Annotated in this window: 17 protein-coding genes; 5 read left to right on the top strand and 12 right to left on the bottom strand. The window is 63.9% G+C overall.

Annotated features, from left to right (window positions below; genetic code table 11):
* Positions 1–30: 30 nt before the first annotated feature.
* Entirely contained in the window at positions 31–351 is a 321-nt protein-coding gene (locus tag ACPS74_RS01040) for a hypothetical protein (RefSeq protein WP_029651344.1), read from the bottom strand.
* A gap of 162 nt (positions 352–513) precedes the next feature.
* On the opposite strand from ACPS74_RS01040, the gene ACPS74_RS01035 reads away from it, so the two are divergent.
* From ACPS74_RS01035 to ACPS74_RS01025, 3 genes are all read left to right on the top strand, one after another.
* On the top strand, positions 514–1,113 hold the full coding sequence (locus ACPS74_RS01035) for a DUF938 domain-containing protein (protein WP_029651345.1): 600 nt from the start codon (positions 514–516) through the stop codon (positions 1,111–1,113).
* Positions 1,114–1,252: 139 nt separating this feature from the next.
* The gene (locus ACPS74_RS01030) at positions 1,253–1,696 is read left to right on the top strand and encodes a four-helix bundle copper-binding protein (protein ID WP_029651346.1); all 444 of its coding nucleotides are present in this window, start codon (positions 1,253–1,255) and stop codon (positions 1,694–1,696) included.
* Positions 1,697–1,727: 31 nt separating this feature from the next.
* Positions 1,728–2,105 (top strand): copper-binding protein, encoded by a 378-nt coding sequence (locus ACPS74_RS01025; RefSeq protein ID WP_029651347.1) that lies wholly within the window; start codon positions 1,728–1,730, stop codon positions 2,103–2,105.
* On the opposite strand, the gene ACPS74_RS01020 is transcribed toward ACPS74_RS01025, so the two are convergent.
* A complete protein-coding gene (locus ACPS74_RS01020; protein WP_029651348.1) occupies positions 2,102–3,169 on the bottom strand; it encodes a M14 family metallopeptidase in 1,068 nt (355 codons plus the stop codon). The two genes, ACPS74_RS01025 and ACPS74_RS01020, sit on opposite strands and share 4 nt — an antisense overlap.
* Entirely contained in the window at positions 3,166–4,566 is a 1,401-nt protein-coding gene (locus tag ACPS74_RS01015) for a hypothetical protein (protein WP_029651349.1), read from the bottom strand. Before ACPS74_RS01015 ends, ACPS74_RS01020 begins: the two co-directional genes overlap by 4 nt.
* A gap of 213 nt (positions 4,567–4,779) precedes the next feature.
* On the opposite strand from ACPS74_RS01015, the gene ACPS74_RS01010 reads away from it, so the two are divergent.
* On the top strand, positions 4,780–5,646 hold the full coding sequence (locus ACPS74_RS01010) for a D-amino-acid transaminase (RefSeq protein WP_029651350.1): 867 nt from the start codon (positions 4,780–4,782) through the stop codon (positions 5,644–5,646).
* On the opposite strand, the gene ACPS74_RS01005 is transcribed toward ACPS74_RS01010, so the two are convergent.
* Positions 5,643–6,245 (bottom strand): DUF6629 family protein, encoded by a 603-nt coding sequence (locus tag ACPS74_RS01005; protein ID WP_239754523.1) that lies wholly within the window; start codon positions 6,243–6,245, stop codon positions 5,643–5,645. The two genes, ACPS74_RS01010 and ACPS74_RS01005, sit on opposite strands and share 4 nt — an antisense overlap.
* A 216-nt stretch (positions 6,246–6,461) precedes the next feature.
* Between ACPS74_RS01005 and ACPS74_RS01000 the strand changes: the two genes are divergently transcribed.
* Positions 6,462–6,635 (top strand): DUF1328 domain-containing protein, encoded by a 174-nt coding sequence (locus ACPS74_RS01000; RefSeq protein ID WP_018408550.1) that lies wholly within the window; start codon positions 6,462–6,464, stop codon positions 6,633–6,635.
* 71 nt (positions 6,636–6,706) lie between these two features.
* Here the strand turns inward: ACPS74_RS01000 and ACPS74_RS00995 are convergent, their stop codons facing one another.
* The 8 genes from ACPS74_RS00995 to nrdR all read right to left on the bottom strand — a co-directional run bounded on the left by ACPS74_RS00995 (position 6,707) and on the right by nrdR (position 15,827).
* The gene (locus ACPS74_RS00995; RefSeq protein WP_029651351.1) at positions 6,707–8,740 is read right to left on the bottom strand and encodes an NAD(+) synthase; all 2,034 of its coding nucleotides are present in this window, start codon (positions 8,738–8,740) and stop codon (positions 6,707–6,709) included.
* A 104-nt stretch (positions 8,741–8,844) separates the two neighbouring features.
* Complete coding sequence (locus ACPS74_RS00990; RefSeq protein WP_029651352.1) at positions 8,845–11,028, bottom strand: V-type H(+)-translocating pyrophosphatase; 2,184 nt, start codon at positions 11,026–11,028, stop codon at positions 8,845–8,847.
* 186 nt (positions 11,029–11,214) lie between these two features.
* On the bottom strand, positions 11,215–12,162 hold the full coding sequence (gene thiL / locus ACPS74_RS00985; RefSeq protein ID WP_029651353.1) for a thiamine-phosphate kinase: 948 nt from the start codon (positions 12,160–12,162) through the stop codon (positions 11,215–11,217).
* 143 nt (positions 12,163–12,305) lie between these two features.
* Positions 12,306–12,758, bottom strand: a complete 453-nt coding sequence (gene nusB, locus ACPS74_RS00980; RefSeq protein ID WP_018408555.1) for a transcription antitermination factor NusB — start codon at positions 12,756–12,758, stop codon at positions 12,306–12,308.
* Positions 12,755–13,237 carry a 6,7-dimethyl-8-ribityllumazine synthase gene (ribH, locus tag ACPS74_RS00975; protein ID WP_029651354.1) on the bottom strand — a complete coding sequence of 161 codons (483 nt, stop codon included), beginning with the start codon at positions 13,235–13,237 and terminating at the stop codon, positions 12,755–12,757. The genes nusB and ribH overlap by 4 nt, the downstream gene beginning before the upstream one ends.
* Positions 13,238–13,561: 324 nt before the next feature.
* Positions 13,562–14,200 carry a riboflavin synthase gene (locus tag ACPS74_RS00970; protein ID WP_029651355.1) on the bottom strand — a complete coding sequence of 213 codons (639 nt, stop codon included), beginning with the start codon at positions 14,198–14,200 and terminating at the stop codon, positions 13,562–13,564.
* Complete coding sequence (ribD, locus tag ACPS74_RS00965) at positions 14,200–15,330, bottom strand: bifunctional diaminohydroxyphosphoribosylaminopyrimidine deaminase/5-amino-6-(5-phosphoribosylamino)uracil reductase RibD (RefSeq protein ID WP_029651356.1); 1,131 nt, start codon at positions 15,328–15,330, stop codon at positions 14,200–14,202. Before ribD ends, ACPS74_RS00970 begins: the two co-directional genes overlap by 1 nt.
* A complete protein-coding gene (gene nrdR / locus ACPS74_RS00960) occupies positions 15,327–15,827 on the bottom strand; it encodes a transcriptional regulator NrdR (RefSeq protein ID WP_036242014.1) in 501 nt (166 codons plus the stop codon). Before nrdR ends, ribD begins: the two co-directional genes overlap by 4 nt.

Here is a 15,827-nt window from a genome sequence, read left to right as displayed (position 1 = left end):
GAGCGCGCCGCTCGAGCGTAAGGCCGCCTGTCACATTGAGGCGAATGATCTCAACTGTTCGGCCATGGCGCGCGTTTCGCTCCAGTCCAGTTCAACGTCCGCTTGACCTTCGGAGGAGACGAGGATGCCGCTCTGCTCGACCCTCGCGTCGAAGTCATGATCACTGGCGATCGGGCTCATATAAATTTGCTGTTCGCCGCGGTCGCCCTTCGCCACGGAGTCGAGGGCGCGCGAAAGGATCGCCGCCTCTTCTTTGGTAAAGCGCCGCAGGGGGTGGCCGGGAAGGCGGAGCGTCGCCAATACGACAAACGTTCGATGCTTTGAGGCGACAAGCTCGAAAAGCTGAGACATTTTCAAGACCCCATCGGCAGTTCAACACAGCAAGAGACGCGTTTTTGCACGCCGTCGCGCAGGCGCGCTTCTTGAAGGAAGGTCAGGAGCCCGCCTTTCGTAGATGAGCGCATCAAATTTCATGCCGGGAAACAGACAAGGGTCTTGCCATGAGAGAAACAGATGAATGACAAGCGCCTCTTCGCGCCATCGACCGCGCGCAATCGCGGCCCGATCCTCGACGTCCTGCGCAACGTCTTGCCGTCGAAAGGGGTGGCGCTCGAGATTGCGAGCGGCGCGGGAGAACATGTCACATTTTTCGCGCAGCATCTGCCCGGACTGACATTCTGTCCGTCCGACCCGAGCGCTGAAGCGCGAGAGAGCATTTCGGCCTGGATCGCCTCCACGCGACTCGCCAATGTGAATGCGCCGCTCGCGCTGAACGTCGAGGATTTTCCTTGGCCGATCAATGCGGCGGACGCCATCATCTGCATCAACATGACCCACATTTCGCCCTGGAGCGCGACCGAGGCGTTGTTCGAGGGCGGGAGCAGGGCTTTGCGCAAGGAAGCGCCGCTCTATCTATACGGTCCATACAAGCGCGGCGGCGCGCATACAGCGCCAAGCAACGCTGAGTTCGATGCGAGCCTTCGCGCTCGCAACGCCGCGTGGGGCATCCGCGATGTCGAAGATGTCGCGGCCTGCGCGCGCGCGAAAGGATTTGGAGAGCCTCAAATCGTGGACATGCCCGCCCATAATCTCAGCGTCATCTTTCGCCGGTAACGAAAACATTGACGCGCACTAGCCTGGAGCCAGCGTTGCGCCGCGTGTCTCGAAATGATGACACGAGCGCAGCCATGCCGATGGAGCCCGCGAACGGGCCCTCTCGGCGCGTGTAGTGAAGCCCACCTGGAGAAACACCATGGAACGTCGCGAATTCATCGCAGTCGGAACCGCCGCCGCCGTCGCAGCTGCCACCCAAGCGTTTGCTCAGGCGACCGGCCAACAGGACAGCGCGGCCAAAATGGAGGATATGCATCCGCCGCTCTACAAAAACCTGGAAACCGCGAGCATCGAATGCGTCTCCACCGGCAACGACTGCCTTCGGCATTGTCTTGGCATGTTTGCGATGAAAGATACGAGCATGGCCGAATGTGCGGACGCCTCGCTGCAGCTTGTCGCTGCATGCAATGCGCTCGCATCGCTGGCGGCGCTCAACTCCTCGCATGTCGGTCCGCTGGCGAAAACGGTGGCCATGATTTGCGAGGACTGCAAGAAGCAATGCGACAAGTTTCCGAAGATCGCCGAATGCGTGGCCTGCGGCAAAGCGTGCCAGAAATGCGCCGACGAATGCCGTAAGGTCTAGCCGACTCCAAGCAGCACCTCCGGGAGCTTCGATGAAGACCACGCGATACGCATTCGCGCGAGTCGCCGCTTGCGCCGCCATCTCCATGGGGATTGGCGGCGCCGCTGCCAGCGCGGCAGCCCAGGGCGCGCCGCGCGACACTGTCGCCCAGGCGACGGAAAAGGCGGAAAAGACGACGGGGCAAGGCGAGGGCGTCGTCAGAGCGGTCGACGCGGACGATCGCAGGCTCATGATCACCCACGGGCCAATCGCCGGACCACTGGAAATGTCGCCTATGACAATGGCGTTTCACGTGGCACCAAACGTGGATCTCTCCAGCCTGTCGAAGGGCATGAAGATCAAATTCACGATCAGTCGCGACGCGAAAGGCCTCTATGTCATTGAGGACGTGCGGCCGGAGAAACCCTAATGCGCGCTCACGTCCGTGCGGCTATATCCCAGTCCGTCCATGCCGATGCGGTGCATCAGATAGCATAGACAATCCTGCTGCACGGCGCGTGGGTCAACTGTCAGCATGGCCGGAATGGCGGGGCGCGCGAGCCTGATTTGGCCACCCGCGTAATCGAAATAGTTGATCGGCTGCGTGTCGAACCCTTCGCCCGAGAGGACTTCGAGGCGCGCGTCTTCGTCGCCCAACGCGCCGAAAGAGGCGCCCGCGCCCAATTCGCTGAAATTCAGATGGTCGATATCAGGGCGGAAGACAAAGTCCGCCGGCGTTCCGTCGAAGGAAAAGCTTGCGCCGGCGGGCGGCTTCACGATGGCGCATGTGCGCAGCAACTCAATGTCCTGCGGGGCCGGCGCGTGGTCGGGAAGCTCTGCGATCGATACGCAGGCGTCGAGCAATTCGACGACATGCGCCACGCCGGCATCGGCGCCCGACTTGCCGCATTCGACCGTGATCGCCGGACATAGTTCGGCGAAGGCCGCTGCGCTGGTGCCGCGCGGGCGCTGAAAATGCACGACAATGCGGGAGAACAGCTGCGCAAGGGCGACGTATTTCGGCTCAAGCCTGGTGACGCAGCTGTAGTGAGGATTGAAGCCGGTGTTGTTGTGGATGTCGACGGCGGCGAAAGCTCGGCGCTTCTCAACGTATTCGTAAATCCAGCGCGCCATATGCGCGAGCGGATCATCGGGAAAAGCCGTGCCGGGCCACACCCGGTTGAAGTCGCGTTGGTTCGGCAGCGTGCGCACATTCGCCGCCGCGGCTTCGACATTGCCGATGAACAGAATGAGCGACCGATTGAGCCCGCGCGCGACGTGACGACGCAAAATCTCCTGCACGGCGGCGAGCCCGCTCGTCTCATTTCCGTGCAGCAGCGTAGACACGAACAGCGGTTGCGGGTCGCGGCCCGGAAGGTCGAACAGCGTCGGTCGGGGAAGGATGTCCTTCAGGCGATTGGCGGGGCAGTCGAGAAATCCGTCAGGCAGCCGGTCGAGCAAGGCGCAAGGCGCGTCGGTCACTGTTCTCGTCATGTTTCCCACTGATGGACGGGGGCGCCGCTGCGCTGGCGCTCGCAATAGGCCGCCATCAGGGCATAAAGGTCCCCGCCGCGCGCCTCAAGGGCTTTTCGCTGCCAAGCCGCCCCGGTCTGCCGCGTCTGCACCCGAGCTTCGACGATATCGAGGAAATCGGCTTCGGCGACGCCCAGGTCGCGAAGCCCCGCCCTGGCGTCGGGAATGAGCCGATCGAGCAGCAGACGATCGGCGGCGATCTCGCCTTCGCCCGGCCATTCGAGCTTGGCGTCGAGGCCAAAGCGCGCGGCGGCGTAAAAATTTCGCTTGGCGTCAGCGAAGGCGAGGCCGCCGGCGCCGCCGTCCCCGCTCATGGCGATGGTCCGCGCCAGGCCGAGGTAAAGCGCGGCGTTCGCCATCATGTCGATGAAGGTCGGTCCGGCGGGCAGAATGCGGTGTTCGACGCGCAGATGCGGCGCCCCGCTCTCGTCGAAGCCGATCAGCGGACGATTCCAGCGCCAGATGACGCCATTATGCAACCGCAGGTGGCGCATCGCCTCGGGCGGGTCGTCATAGGCCACGGGAAGCAGCGCCTCATAGTCGCGTAAATTTTCCTCGAAGATCTCGATGAGGGAATGGTCGGCGTAGCCGGAGCCCATGCAGACCCTGGCCGGGCCCGGCATCTTCACTGCTTGTTCAAACAGCGGGATGCGCGTTTCCTCCCATAGCGCCTTACCGAAAAGGAACGGTGCGTTGCCGCAGGCCGCGAGGATCGGTCCCGACGCCGCCACCGAGGCGTTGTAATAGAGATGCGCCAGATCGGCCGGGGCCTTGAGATGGATCTGAAACGAGGTCGTCGCAGCTTCGAGCATCACATCTTTGTGCTCGGACGCAAGGCGGTCGCGGCCCGCGATATTGACGTGCAACGGCTGCCCGCCGCGCAGACGAAGCACTTCCTGGTTGAGCGCATAGTAGCGGTTGAGCGGCGACATATTGGCAATCGTCAGATCGCTGTCGCGGATCGTGGGCAGCGTGCCGATCATCACCAGATTGGCGTCGAGCTGGTGCGCCACGTCGTTGCATTTCGTCCAGAGGTCCGTCAGCGACCTGTGCGCTTGCGTCAGCGCATCGCCTTTGAGGTGGAACGGCGCGCAATTCAACTCGACGTTAAAGCGCGACAGCTCCGGCACGACGAGCGGATCATCGAGGGTTTCGAGGACATCCTGGTTGATCGAGGACGGCGCGTAATTGTGATCCACGATCCAGGTTTCGACTTCGAAGCCGACCATGTGGCCGTCGCGCGAAAATTTCTCCTGTTCAAACAGGACGCGTGCAAGATCCGTTTCCTGCGCGAGCCGGCCGGCAAAGCGCGCCTTGTCGGCGGGCGTAAAGCCCGTGGTTTTGATGTCCTCGCCCAAGGATCCTCCTTCCGCTCGTAAGCGCAGTTATCCGCGTCTCAAGCGCACCGGCGCAACGGCGTCCGCGACCGAGGTCGCGAGGAGCCCGCAAGGGCGATCCGCCGCAGATCATCTATCTAGTTCTCCCCGGCCGTATCGATAGAGCCCGAAGCGTCGGCAGGACAAGCCGCGAGCGCTGCTGTAGATTGCGCTCCCTTCTCCCGGGAGCCGACCGTGTCTGATATCGCTTACGTGAACGGAGCTTACATCCCCATCGACGAGGCGCGCGTGTCGATTCTCGACCGCGGCTTCCTGTTCGCCGACGGCGTTTATGAGGTTGCGGCCGTCATCGGCGGAAGGCTGATCGACAATGACTCGCATCTTTCGCGTCTCGAGCGTTCGCTGCGCGAACTGCGTATCGAAACTCCTGTTCCGATGGCGGGCATCGCGGAAATCGAGGCCGTACTTATCGCGAAGAATGGTTTGAGCGAAGGCCTCGTCTATCTGCAAATCACCAGAGGCGCCGCCGCCGAGCGCGAGTTCGGATTTCCCGCGGAAGCGGCGCCGACGTTGGTCGCCTTCGCTCAGAAGAAAAACATCATCGCCTCTCCCGCCGCCGAAACCGGCGTGAAGGCGCTTACCGTTCCGGATCTGCGATGGGCGCGACGCGACATCAAGAGCACGGCGCTGCTCGCGCAGGTTCTGGCGAAGCAAGCGGCGCTCGAGGGCGGCTGCCAGGAAGCGTGGATGGTCGATCAGGACGGTTTCGTGACCGAAGGCTCATCCTCGACCGCCTTCATCCTCACTCGCGCCAATGTGCTGGTGACGCGTCTAAACTCCTCCGCGGTTCTTCCGGGCTGCACACGGAGAGCCGTGCAGGTGATCGCGGAGCGGGAAGGATTGACCGTCGAGGAGCGCAGTTTCTCGGTCGCCGAGGCCTATGAGGCGAAGGAAGCCTTCCTCACAAGCGCCTCCAATCTCGTGCTGCCGGTTGTCTCGCTCGATGGCCGCCCCATCGGATCTGGCGCGCCGGGCGACACGAGTCGCCTGCTGCGCAAGCGCTACATCGAATGGGCGACGAACGCGGCCAGCGCTCGCTAGCGCTGCATTTCCAGTCCGTCGAAGTCGGAGCTGCGCTCTTCTTCAATCGCGAGCGCGATGATCAGGCTGAACAGCGCAGCAGCGAGACACCAAACCGAATACCAAGCCGGCCGGTTAGCCGCGAGCGCCAAGAAAAACGTCGCCAACACCGCGACGCCGAATACATTGATCGCCCTTCGCTGGCTGAAAATGAGCGGCGACACGGTCAGCACGAGATAGAGAAAATCCGTCACGAGCGGCGGACGCTCGAACAGCGGATCGTAAGCGAGCGAATGCCGATACACCGACAGGTCGATGCCGTCGGCGCCGGCGAGTTTGGCTACAAGATAGGCGGCCAGGACGATGCCTACGCCGCCCATGGTCCACCAAAGACGATTTCGCTCCGGATCCGATTCCGCATAGGCGGCCGCCATTGGCGTCAGCACGGGCCACATCGTAAAAGCGATTAAGGTGTAGACATAACGATAAGGCTGCCCGGCGGCGGGATCGTTCCGCGTGAGCCATACCGCAGCTTCGACGAACTGGTGCGCCGAGAACACGAGCGGAAACGCGGCGAAAAGCACCATGCGCCGGTCGTAGCGCAGCGCTTTTGAGACCATGCCGTAGCCCCCGCCAACCCCAGGCCGAGCCCAGCCGTAATGCTTGCCTCAAGCGAATAGCACATAGATCACGGTCACTGTGCAGGTAACGCTTCGGCCTATCTTAATGCGGATTTCGCGCGCGTCGAGACCTAAGCAATCGCGGGGATGAGTTCGCGTCGGAACATGTATGCAGCGGACGCGTTTTAGGACGAGAGTTCACAAGCGGAGGTCAAAATGGGCAACCTTCTGTATTGGGCCGTGGTGTTCCTGGTCGTCGCTCTCATTGCCGGATTTCTGGGCTTTGGGGGCGTCGCCGGCGTCGCGGTGGACGGCGCGCGGATATTGTTCTGGCTGGCGTTGGTTCTCCTGGTCGTTTCGGTCGTTCTCGGCCTCGTCCGGCGCGCCTAACGGTCGTCGCGTAATCTCGCAGTCGTAAATGAGCCGGACGCTCTTTTGAGTGGCCGGCTCAATTTTGCGCGTCAGGGAATATCATCGAGCGAGCTGACCCAGGCATCTGCGACGGAATCCGACGGCGCGCGCCAGTCGCCGCGCGGCGACAGCGACCCTCCCGAACTGACTTTCGGACCGTTCGGCAGCGCCGACCGTTTGAACTGGCTTCCCTCAAAGAAACGCTTCACGAAAACGCCGAGCCAATGTTTGATCGTCGAGAGGTCATAGGAGATCTTGTCTTCTTGCGCGATCCCTGTAGGCCATGAGCCGGCGGACGCATGCCGCCAGGCGCGCCAGGCGAGAAAGGCGATCTTCGCAGGCGCAAATCCGTAGCGCGTCGTATAATAGAGATTGAAGTCCTGCAGCGCATACGGCCCGACCGTATCCTCAGTTCGCTGCCTTGCTTTTCCCGGCACGAGCTCGGGGGATATTTCCGTCGCAAGAACGTCTTCAAGCACCGCCGCCGTTTCGGCGCCGAAGCGCGCGTCACGCGCGCACCAGCGGATGAGGTGCTGAATAAGCGTCTTGGGCACTGAGGCGTTGACGTTGTAATGCGACATCTGATCGCCAACGCCATAGGTGGACCAACCGAGGGCGAGTTCGGACAGGTCGCCAGTGCCAATGACCAGCGCGCCATGGCGGTTGGCAAGACGAAACAGCAGCGACGTGCGCGCGCCCGCCTGCACATTCTCGTAAGTCGTGTCGTAAACCGCCTCTCCGCGCGCAGCCGGGTGATCGATGTCGGCGAGCATTTGCTTGCAAGCGGCAGTGACGTCGATTTCCTGCGCGGTGACGCCGAGCGCGCGCATCAGCCGCCAGGCGTTGGCCTTGGTGCTTTCGCTCGTGGCGAAGGCCGGCAGCGTGAAGCCGAGCACATTTTCGCGCGGCAGACCGAGCGCATCCATCGCCGTTACCGCGACGAGCAACGCCTGCGTGGAGTCGAGTCCGCCAGAGACGCCGATCACCGCCTTTTTGATTTTCGTGGCGCGCAGCCGTTGTTCGAGACCGTGCGACTGGATGTTGAACGCCTCGAAACACAGCTCGGCGAGCCGCGTTTCATCCGCCGGAACGAAGGGAAAGCGTCCGACCTCGCGCAGAAATCCAAGATCGCGATCGCAAGATCCGGCGAGTTCGAAGTCTATGCGACGGTAGTTCGTCGCGCCCTGCTCCACGTCGGCGCAGGCCCCAAACGTGCCCTGCCGCATGCGCTCGGCAAGAAGACGACCGATATCGACATCGGCGAGCGCCAGCTGCGGTTCGTCCGAAAAGCGCGGCGCCTTGGCGAGAACGTCGCCCTTCTCGCAGATCAGCGCTTCTCCGTCCCACGCGAGGTCCGTCGTCGACTCGCCCTGCCCGGCCGCCGAATAGAGATAGGCCGCTAGGCACCGCGCCGAATGCGCGCTGCAAAGCGTCTCGCGATAGTCGGATTTGCCGACGATCGCGTTCGACGCCGAGAGATTGAGCAGCACGGTCGCGCCCGCCAGCGCGGCGCGCGCCGAAGGGGGGATCGGAACCCAGACGTCCTCGCAAATTTCCGTGTGGATCACGAGTCCGGGAAAATCCGTCGCTTCGAGGAGCGTATCGGAACCGAACGGGGCGCATTGTCCGGCGACGGCGATGTCCTCGCCCGAAATAAAGGCTCCGGACGCGAAGTGCCGCTGTTCGTAAAACTCGCGATAGTTCGGCAGATAGACCTTGGGCGTCACGGCGAGCACGCGGCCGCGCAGGATCGCCACGGCGCAATTATAGAGACGGCCACGATGGCGCAGCGGCGCGCCAACGACGATCAGCGGGTGAATGCCGCAAGAAGCCTCGACGAGTTCGGCGAGCGCGGCGTCGACGGCGGCGAGCAGCGCCTCCTGCTGCAAGAGATCGTCGATCGCGTAAGAGGAGATCCCCAACTCGGGAAAAAGTACGAGCGAAGCGCCGTGCTGATCCGCTTGGCGCGCCAGTTCGATCGTCCGCGCAACGTTGAAAGCCGGATCGGCGACTCGCACGTTCGGCGTCGCGACGGCGACTCGGATGAAGCCATGCGTGTGCAGACAATAGAAGGGGTGGGTCATGACGCGATCATACAGCGTTCGCCGCAAAATTCGCAGACCTTCACCAAACAAAGCAAAAGGGCGAGGTCTCCCCCGCCCTTCGCAAAACTGCTTTAAGCGATCTCTCAGTGCGCCAGGATCGCCAGCATCAGCAGCGCCACGATATTGGTGATCTTGATCGCCGGATTCACTGCAGGGCCGGCGGTGTCCTTATAGGGGTCGCCGACCGTGTCGCCGGTCACCGCCGCCTTATGGGCCTCGGAGCCCTTCTCATGCTTCACGCCGTCTTTGTCTATGAAGCCGTCTTCAAAGGATTTCTTGGCGTTGTCCCAAGCGCCGCCGCCTGACGTCATCGATATGGCGACGAAGAGCCCGTTGACGATGACGCCCAGCAGCAACGCGCCCAGCGCCGCGAAGGCGTTGGCCTTGCCGCCAAGGATCCAGGCGACGACGAAGGCGACGATCGGCGCCAGCACCGGCAGCAGCGAGGGCACGATCATTTCCTTGATCGCCGCCTGCGTCAGCATATCGACGGCGCGGCCGTAATCCGGCCGGTCGGTGCCAGCCATGATGCCGGGCTTTTCCTTAAATTGACGGCGCACCTCGACGACCACCGAGCCCGCCGCGCGCCCCACCGCCGTCATGGCGATGCCGCCGAAGAGATAGGGGATGAGGCCGCCAAAGATGAGGCCCGCGACGACGTAAGGGTTGGAGAGCTCGAAGTCGATCTTTCCCAGCCCTTTGAAAAACGGCACGTCGGTGTCGATGAAATGCTTCAGATCGTTCGTGTAGGCGGCGAAGAGCACCAGCGCGCCGAGGCCCGCCGAGCCGATGGCGTAGCCCTTGGTCACGGCCTTCGTCGTATTGCCCACGGCGTCGAGCGCGTCGGTGTTGCGACGCACCTCCTTCGGCAGGCCCGCCATTTCGGCGATGCCGCCGGCGTTGTCGGTGACGGGGCCGAAGGCGTCGAGGGCCACGACCATGCCGGCGAGGCCGAGCATCGTCGTCACCGCGATCGCCGTGCCATAGAGCCCGCCGAGTTCATAGGTGAGAATGATGCCGAGAACGATGACGAGCGCCGGCGCCGCCGTCGATTCAAGCGACACGGCGAGGCCCTGGATGACATTGGTGCCGTGGCCCGTCACCGACGCCTGAGCAATCGACACCACCGGACGCTTGCCGGTGCCGGTGTAATATTCGGTGATGTAGACGATGGCGCCGGTGACGATCAGGCCCAGCACCCCGGAGAGGAACAGGCCATAGCCGTGGATGGCTTCGCCATTCGCCTTGCCGATCTCGCCCCAGCCGACGGTAAAGGTCGTCGCCAGGAAGAGCCCTCCGACTGACAGCACGCCGGCGGCGATGAGGCCCTTGTACAGCGCGCCCATGATGGAATCATCGATGCCGAGCTGCTTGAAATAAGGCGAAGCAAACTTACCCCACGGCGTGCCCTCGTCGTCGCCCATTTTCACGAAATAGGTGCCGGCGATCGAAGTGAGGATCGAAAGGCCGCCGATCGCGAGCGGATAGATCATCGCCGACGACAGGCCTTCCTGACCGGCGAAGAAGATCGAGGCGAGCACCATGGTGGCGACGACCGTCACCGCATAGGTCTCGAAGAGGTCGGCCGCCATGCCGGCGCAATCGCCGACATTGTCGCCGACGTTATCGGCGATCGTGGCGGGATTGCGTGGGTCGTCCTCGGGAATGCCGGCTTCAACCTTGCCGACGAGATCGGCGCCGACGTCGGCGCCCTTAGTGAAGATGCCGCCGCCAAGGCGGGCGAAAATCGAAATCAGCGATCCGCCGAAGCCGAGGGCGACCAGCGCGTCGACGACCGTGCGATCCGAAGGCGCATAGCCGGCGAACCAGGTCAGGATCGCGTAATAGACAGCGACGCCGAGAAGCGCGAGGCCGGCGACAAGAAGTCCGGTGACCGCGCCGGCCTTGAAGGCGATGTCGAGGCCGCCGGCGAGCGATTTCGTCGCCGCCTGCGCCGTGCGGACATTGGCGCGCACCGAGACGTTCATGCCGATATAGCCGGCCGCGCCGGAGAGCACCGCGCCGAGCAGGAATCCGAAGGCGACCGCCCAGCCGAGCAGGATGACGAGAATGACGAAGATCACGCCGCCAACCATGGCGATGGTCTTGTATTGGCGGTTGAGATAGGCCTGCGCGCCCTCGGCGACGGCGCCCGAAATTTCCTGCATCCGCGCCGACCCCGGATCGGCTGCGAGCAATTCCTGCGAGGTCTTCACGCCATAGACGATAGACATCAATCCGAAGACGATGGTTAGAAACAGAACCATTTTGGCTTCGCCTTTTCGTTCTTCGACCGGGGAATGGCCGAATTGGTCGCGTCGCCGCGAACGGAGTCGCGCAACAAAAAAAGGAGCAGCGACCCCGCCGAGCGAATCGGGCGGGGACAGCAGCTTTCCAGCGGGCTTTCTGCCAGAAACGTGGCCGCACGGCAATGCTGTGCGATCCCGTATTTTTCAGAAGTGTTGGAAGGACAATTTTTTGAAAAAGACGGGCTTTTTGTGTCCGTCGAGAAAAATCGGCGGCGCGCTTCCCGCTACAAATTCGCCGATCCGACAGGCCGGCGCGGCAGGCGGCGCTTCGCTGCCCACAGCGATGAGAATTTCGTAGTCGTCCCCGCCGGTTATCGCCGTTTCGAAGAGCGCGGGATCGATGGCGATCGCCTCTCGCGCCGCCGCTGAAAGCGGCACGGAGGCGAGATCGACAACGGCGCTCACGCCAGAGGCGCGGCAAAGCTTGGCGAGATCGCCGGCGAGGCCGTCGGAAATGTCCATCGCGGCGCTGGCGTTGGCGCAAAGCCACGCCGAGAGATCGACGCGCGGCTGTGGCAGCAGATAGCGCCCGATGAGATGGTCACGTGCGCTAGCCGAGAGGCGCCTCGCCAGCGCCGGATCGCGGCGCAGCGCGAGACCCAGCGCCGCGTCTCCGATCGGGCCCGAGACGAAGATGGCGTCTCCTGGCTTGGCGCCGGTACGGGGCACGAAGCGCCGGGCGCGGCCGAGCGCGGTGATCGAGATGGTCAGCGGCCCCGGAGTCGCAGCCGTGTCGCCGCCGATGAGCGGCGCGCCATACGCGCGCGCATCCTCGGCGAGCCCGGCGGCGAAAGCGTCCAGCCAAGCGTTGGTCCAGTCGCCCGGCAGCGCCAAGCCGAGCAGAAAGCCGATCGGCTCCGCGCCCTTGGCCGCAAGGTCGGAGAGATTGACGCGCAGGGCTTTCTTGGCGATCAGCGAAGGGTCGTCGTCCGCGAAGAAATGCACGCCGGCGACGACCATGTCGGTTGTCACGACGAGCGGCGCGCTTTCGGGCGCGAGAAGCGCCGCATCGTCCTTAAGGCCGAGCGCGGCCGCGCCCGCGATCGGCGCGAACACGCGGGCGATGATGTCGTCTTCGCTATAGCGCGGCATGGCTTCGCCCTCGTGCTTCGAGACGCGAGCTTCGCTCGCTCCTCAGCATGAGGGCGAGGTTTAGGCGCCGCCGGCCTCCTCATCCTGAGGAGCCCGCGCAGCGGGCGTCTCGAAGGACGAGGAAGCCGCAGGCTCCGCTCCTGTCAACTCAACTCCTCGGCGCGCTCCTCATGCGCGATCCTATCGAGCACGGCGTTCACCATCCCCGACTCGGTCGGTCCGAAAAAGGCGCCGGCGACGTCGACATATTCCTTGATGACGACGCGCGCCGGGACGTCCTTGCGCGACCGCAGTTCATAGACGCCGGCGCGCAGGGCGGCGCGCATGACGGACTCCAATCTTGACAGCGGCCAGCCGCCGGATAGCGCGCGATCAATCTGCCGGTCGATGGCGACCTGATCGGTGAGCACGCCTTGCAGCACGTCGCGAAAGAAAGCGGCGTCCGCCGGCTTATACTGCGCGCCTTCGATCTCTCGCCCGATCCAGTGAGACTCGAACTCGGCGAAAATCTCGTTGAGCCCTTTGCCGGCGACTTCCATTTGGTAAAGCGCTTGCACGATCGCCAGACGCGACGCCGAGCGTTGATCGACGCTCATACGACGCCTCGTTTGAGGCGCACAAGCGCGAGCGCCGCCCGCGCCGCGTCGGCGCCCTTGTCGCCCTGCTTGGGATCGGCGCGCACGATCGCCTGCGCCTCATTCTCCACAGTGAGCACGCCATTGCCGAGCGGCAGACGGCGCGAGACGGAAAGATTCATCAGCGCCCGCGTGCTTTCATTGGCGACGAGTTCGAAGTGATAGGTCTCGCCTCGGATGACGCAGCCGAGCGCAACGACGCCGTCATAGGGCGCGCCGGCAAGCTCGGCGTCGTCGAGCGCGATCGCGGCCGCAGTGGCGATCTCCAGCGCGCCGGGAACTTCGATCACCGTCGCCTGCGCCTGGAGCGTGCGCAACGCATCAAGCGCGCCTTCACGCAGCAGCGCGACGATTTCGCCGTTGAACTTCGTCGTGACGACGAGAATATGCGCGCCGGGCACGGGCTGAGCGTCATCGTCGTCGGGTGCAAAACCAGCCATTCAGGCGACTCCAGTGGGTGCGCGCAACCCTCTCCCTTGGGGGGAGGGCGGCTGCGAAGCAGCCAAGTGAGGGTTAGCGTTCTCAATTGCAAAGGTGCGGGACGCGCCGCCACAGCGAACGCATTAACGCTGAGGCGCAAACCGCTCACCCGACACTGCCAAAAGCCCGTCGTTGACGACGGGCGTCCTTACAGACGCCCTTTGGCCGGATCCCTCTCCCTGTGGGAGGGGGACGCCGCGAACCGATTATGGGCGCGTTATGTCACACGAGCGACGCTCTGTCAGCCGATATGGCCGTTATACACATTCTCGCGCAAACTCAGACTACCGCGCTTCGCTCAACCTTGCCGCGTAGCGCGCCATCAGATCGACTTCGATATTGAGCGCATCCCCTGCCCTGCGCGCGCCGAGCGTCGTAACGCTAAGTGTATGCGGAATGAGCAGCACGGAAAAACGATCGCCGTCGACCTCGTTCACCGTGAGCGAAACGCCGTCGAGCGCCACGGAGCCTTTCTTGGCGATGAAGCGCGACAGCGCTCGCGGCGCCTCGATCCAGAATCTGGACATGCTTGTTTCTTCGGACGGGCGTCCTTCGGGCGCCCTATCGCAAAAGTCATCGCGCGAAATAATGCGCGCGACGCCGTCGATATGGCCGGTGACGATATGGCCGCCGAGTTCGTCGCCGATCTTCAACGCGCGTTCGAGATTGACGCGCGTTCCGCAGGCCCATGTTCCGACTGTGGTGACGGCGAGCGTCTCGGCGGCGGCGTCCACTTCGAAGACCGTTCGCGCGTCCTCGCGCGCGACGGCGACGACCGTCAGACACACGCCCGAGCAGGCGATGGAGGCGCCCAGAGCGATGCCGTCGGGATCGTATGAACAGGCGATGCGCAGGCGGCGCAGTTCGCCGCGCGGCGTCATCGCAACGATTTCGCCCACATCGGTGACGATGCCGGTGAACATCAGTCGACCCGCGCGTATCGAGTCATCGTGTCGGCGCCGAGCGCGCGCGTCTCGATCAGACGGTAGCGCGAGTCGTCATCGAGGGCTGCGCGCGCCGCAGGAGTCAGCGCCGGACGGCCTGCCCTCCCAAGCGGCTTGACGGCAGTGTGCAAGATGACCTCATCGGCAAGATCCGCGGCGAGCAGACTTTCGGCGACGCGGGGCCCGCCTTCGCTGAAGACGCGGGTGACGCCACGATCCGCCAAAAGTCTTAGGGCGCTGGTAAGATCAAGCAGGCCGTCCCGCATCGCGATGCGAACAACCTCTGCGCCAGTGGCGTCTTCAAACGCTTTGGCCGCTTCATCGGCGACGGCCGCTCCAGCGATCACGAGCAGCGGCGTTTCGCGCGCGGTGGACGCCAGGCGCGAACGCGGCGACAGCGACAACTTCTCGTCGAGCACAACGCGAAGCGGCTTGCATTGTTGCATCCCCGGCAAGCGTACGGTCATCAGCGGATCGTCGTCGCGCGCCGTGCCGCCGCCAATCATGATCGCGTCATGCAGCGATCGCTGCACATGCGTGAAAGCGTCAGCGATAGGTCCGGTGATGTGCAGGCGCGGATCATGCGCTGCGCCTGCGGCGTAGCCATCCGCCGTCCGCGCGAGCTTGAGCGTTATCATCGGGCGGCGACGCGTGACGCGCAAAATGTGCCCGAGATGATCGGCGCGCGCCGCCGCAGCGCCGGGACCAATGATGACGTCGATTCCTGCTACGCGCAGCCGGGCGAAGCCATCGCCCGAGACGCGCGGGTCGGGGTCCTCGAGGGCGGTGACGACGCGCGCGACGCCGCCGGCGATGATCGAGTCGACGCAAGGGGGCGTCGCCCCATGATGCGCGCAGGGCTCCAAAGTGACGTAAAGCGTTGCGCCGCGCGCCGCCTCGCCCGCCGCAGCCATGGCGATCGCCTCCGCATGCGGGCGCCCACCGGGCGCGGTCCAGCCGCGGGCGATAACGACGCCATCGCGCACGAGCAACGCGCCCACCGCGGGATTTGGCGCGGTGCGGCCCAAATTGCGCCGGCCGAGCGCAAGCGCCGCCGCCATATAGGCGTCGTCGGTCGCGGTCTGCGGAAAGGCTTCGTGGATCGTCATGCCTTCTCTGGGTCGTCGGCGTCCGGTGCAAAAGCCGCGCCGTCGCCGCCGCTCTCCAATTCATCGATCACCGCGGAGAAGTCGCGAACTTCGCGGAAGTCACGATACACCGAGGCGAAACGCACATAGGCGACGGGGTCGAGCGAACGCAGGCCTTCGATGACCAGTTCGCCGATCCGCTGACTTTCGACCTCCACTTCGCCGAGGCTTTCGAGCTGACGAACGATTCCGGAAATCATCTGCTCGACGCGTTCCGCTTCGACCGGACGCTTACGCAAGGCGATCTCAACCGATCGCATCAGCTTGTCGCGATTGAACGGCGCACGGCGACCCGACTTTTTCACGACGATGATTTCGCGCAGCTGCACGCGCTCAAAGGTCGTGAAGCGGCCGCCGCACGTCGGACAGACGCGGCGCCGCCTTATGCAGGATGAATCCTCCGCAGGACGGGAGTCCTTCACCTGCGTGTCGACGGAACCGCAATAGGGACAGCGCAT

The organism is Methylocystis sp. SB2 (assembly GCF_049817085.1).
Lineage (GTDB): Bacteria > Pseudomonadota > Alphaproteobacteria > Rhizobiales > Beijerinckiaceae > Methylocystis > Methylocystis rosea.
The sequence above is the reverse complement of the archived record's forward strand: the minus strand, read 5'-3'. Positions and strand labels throughout refer to the sequence as shown.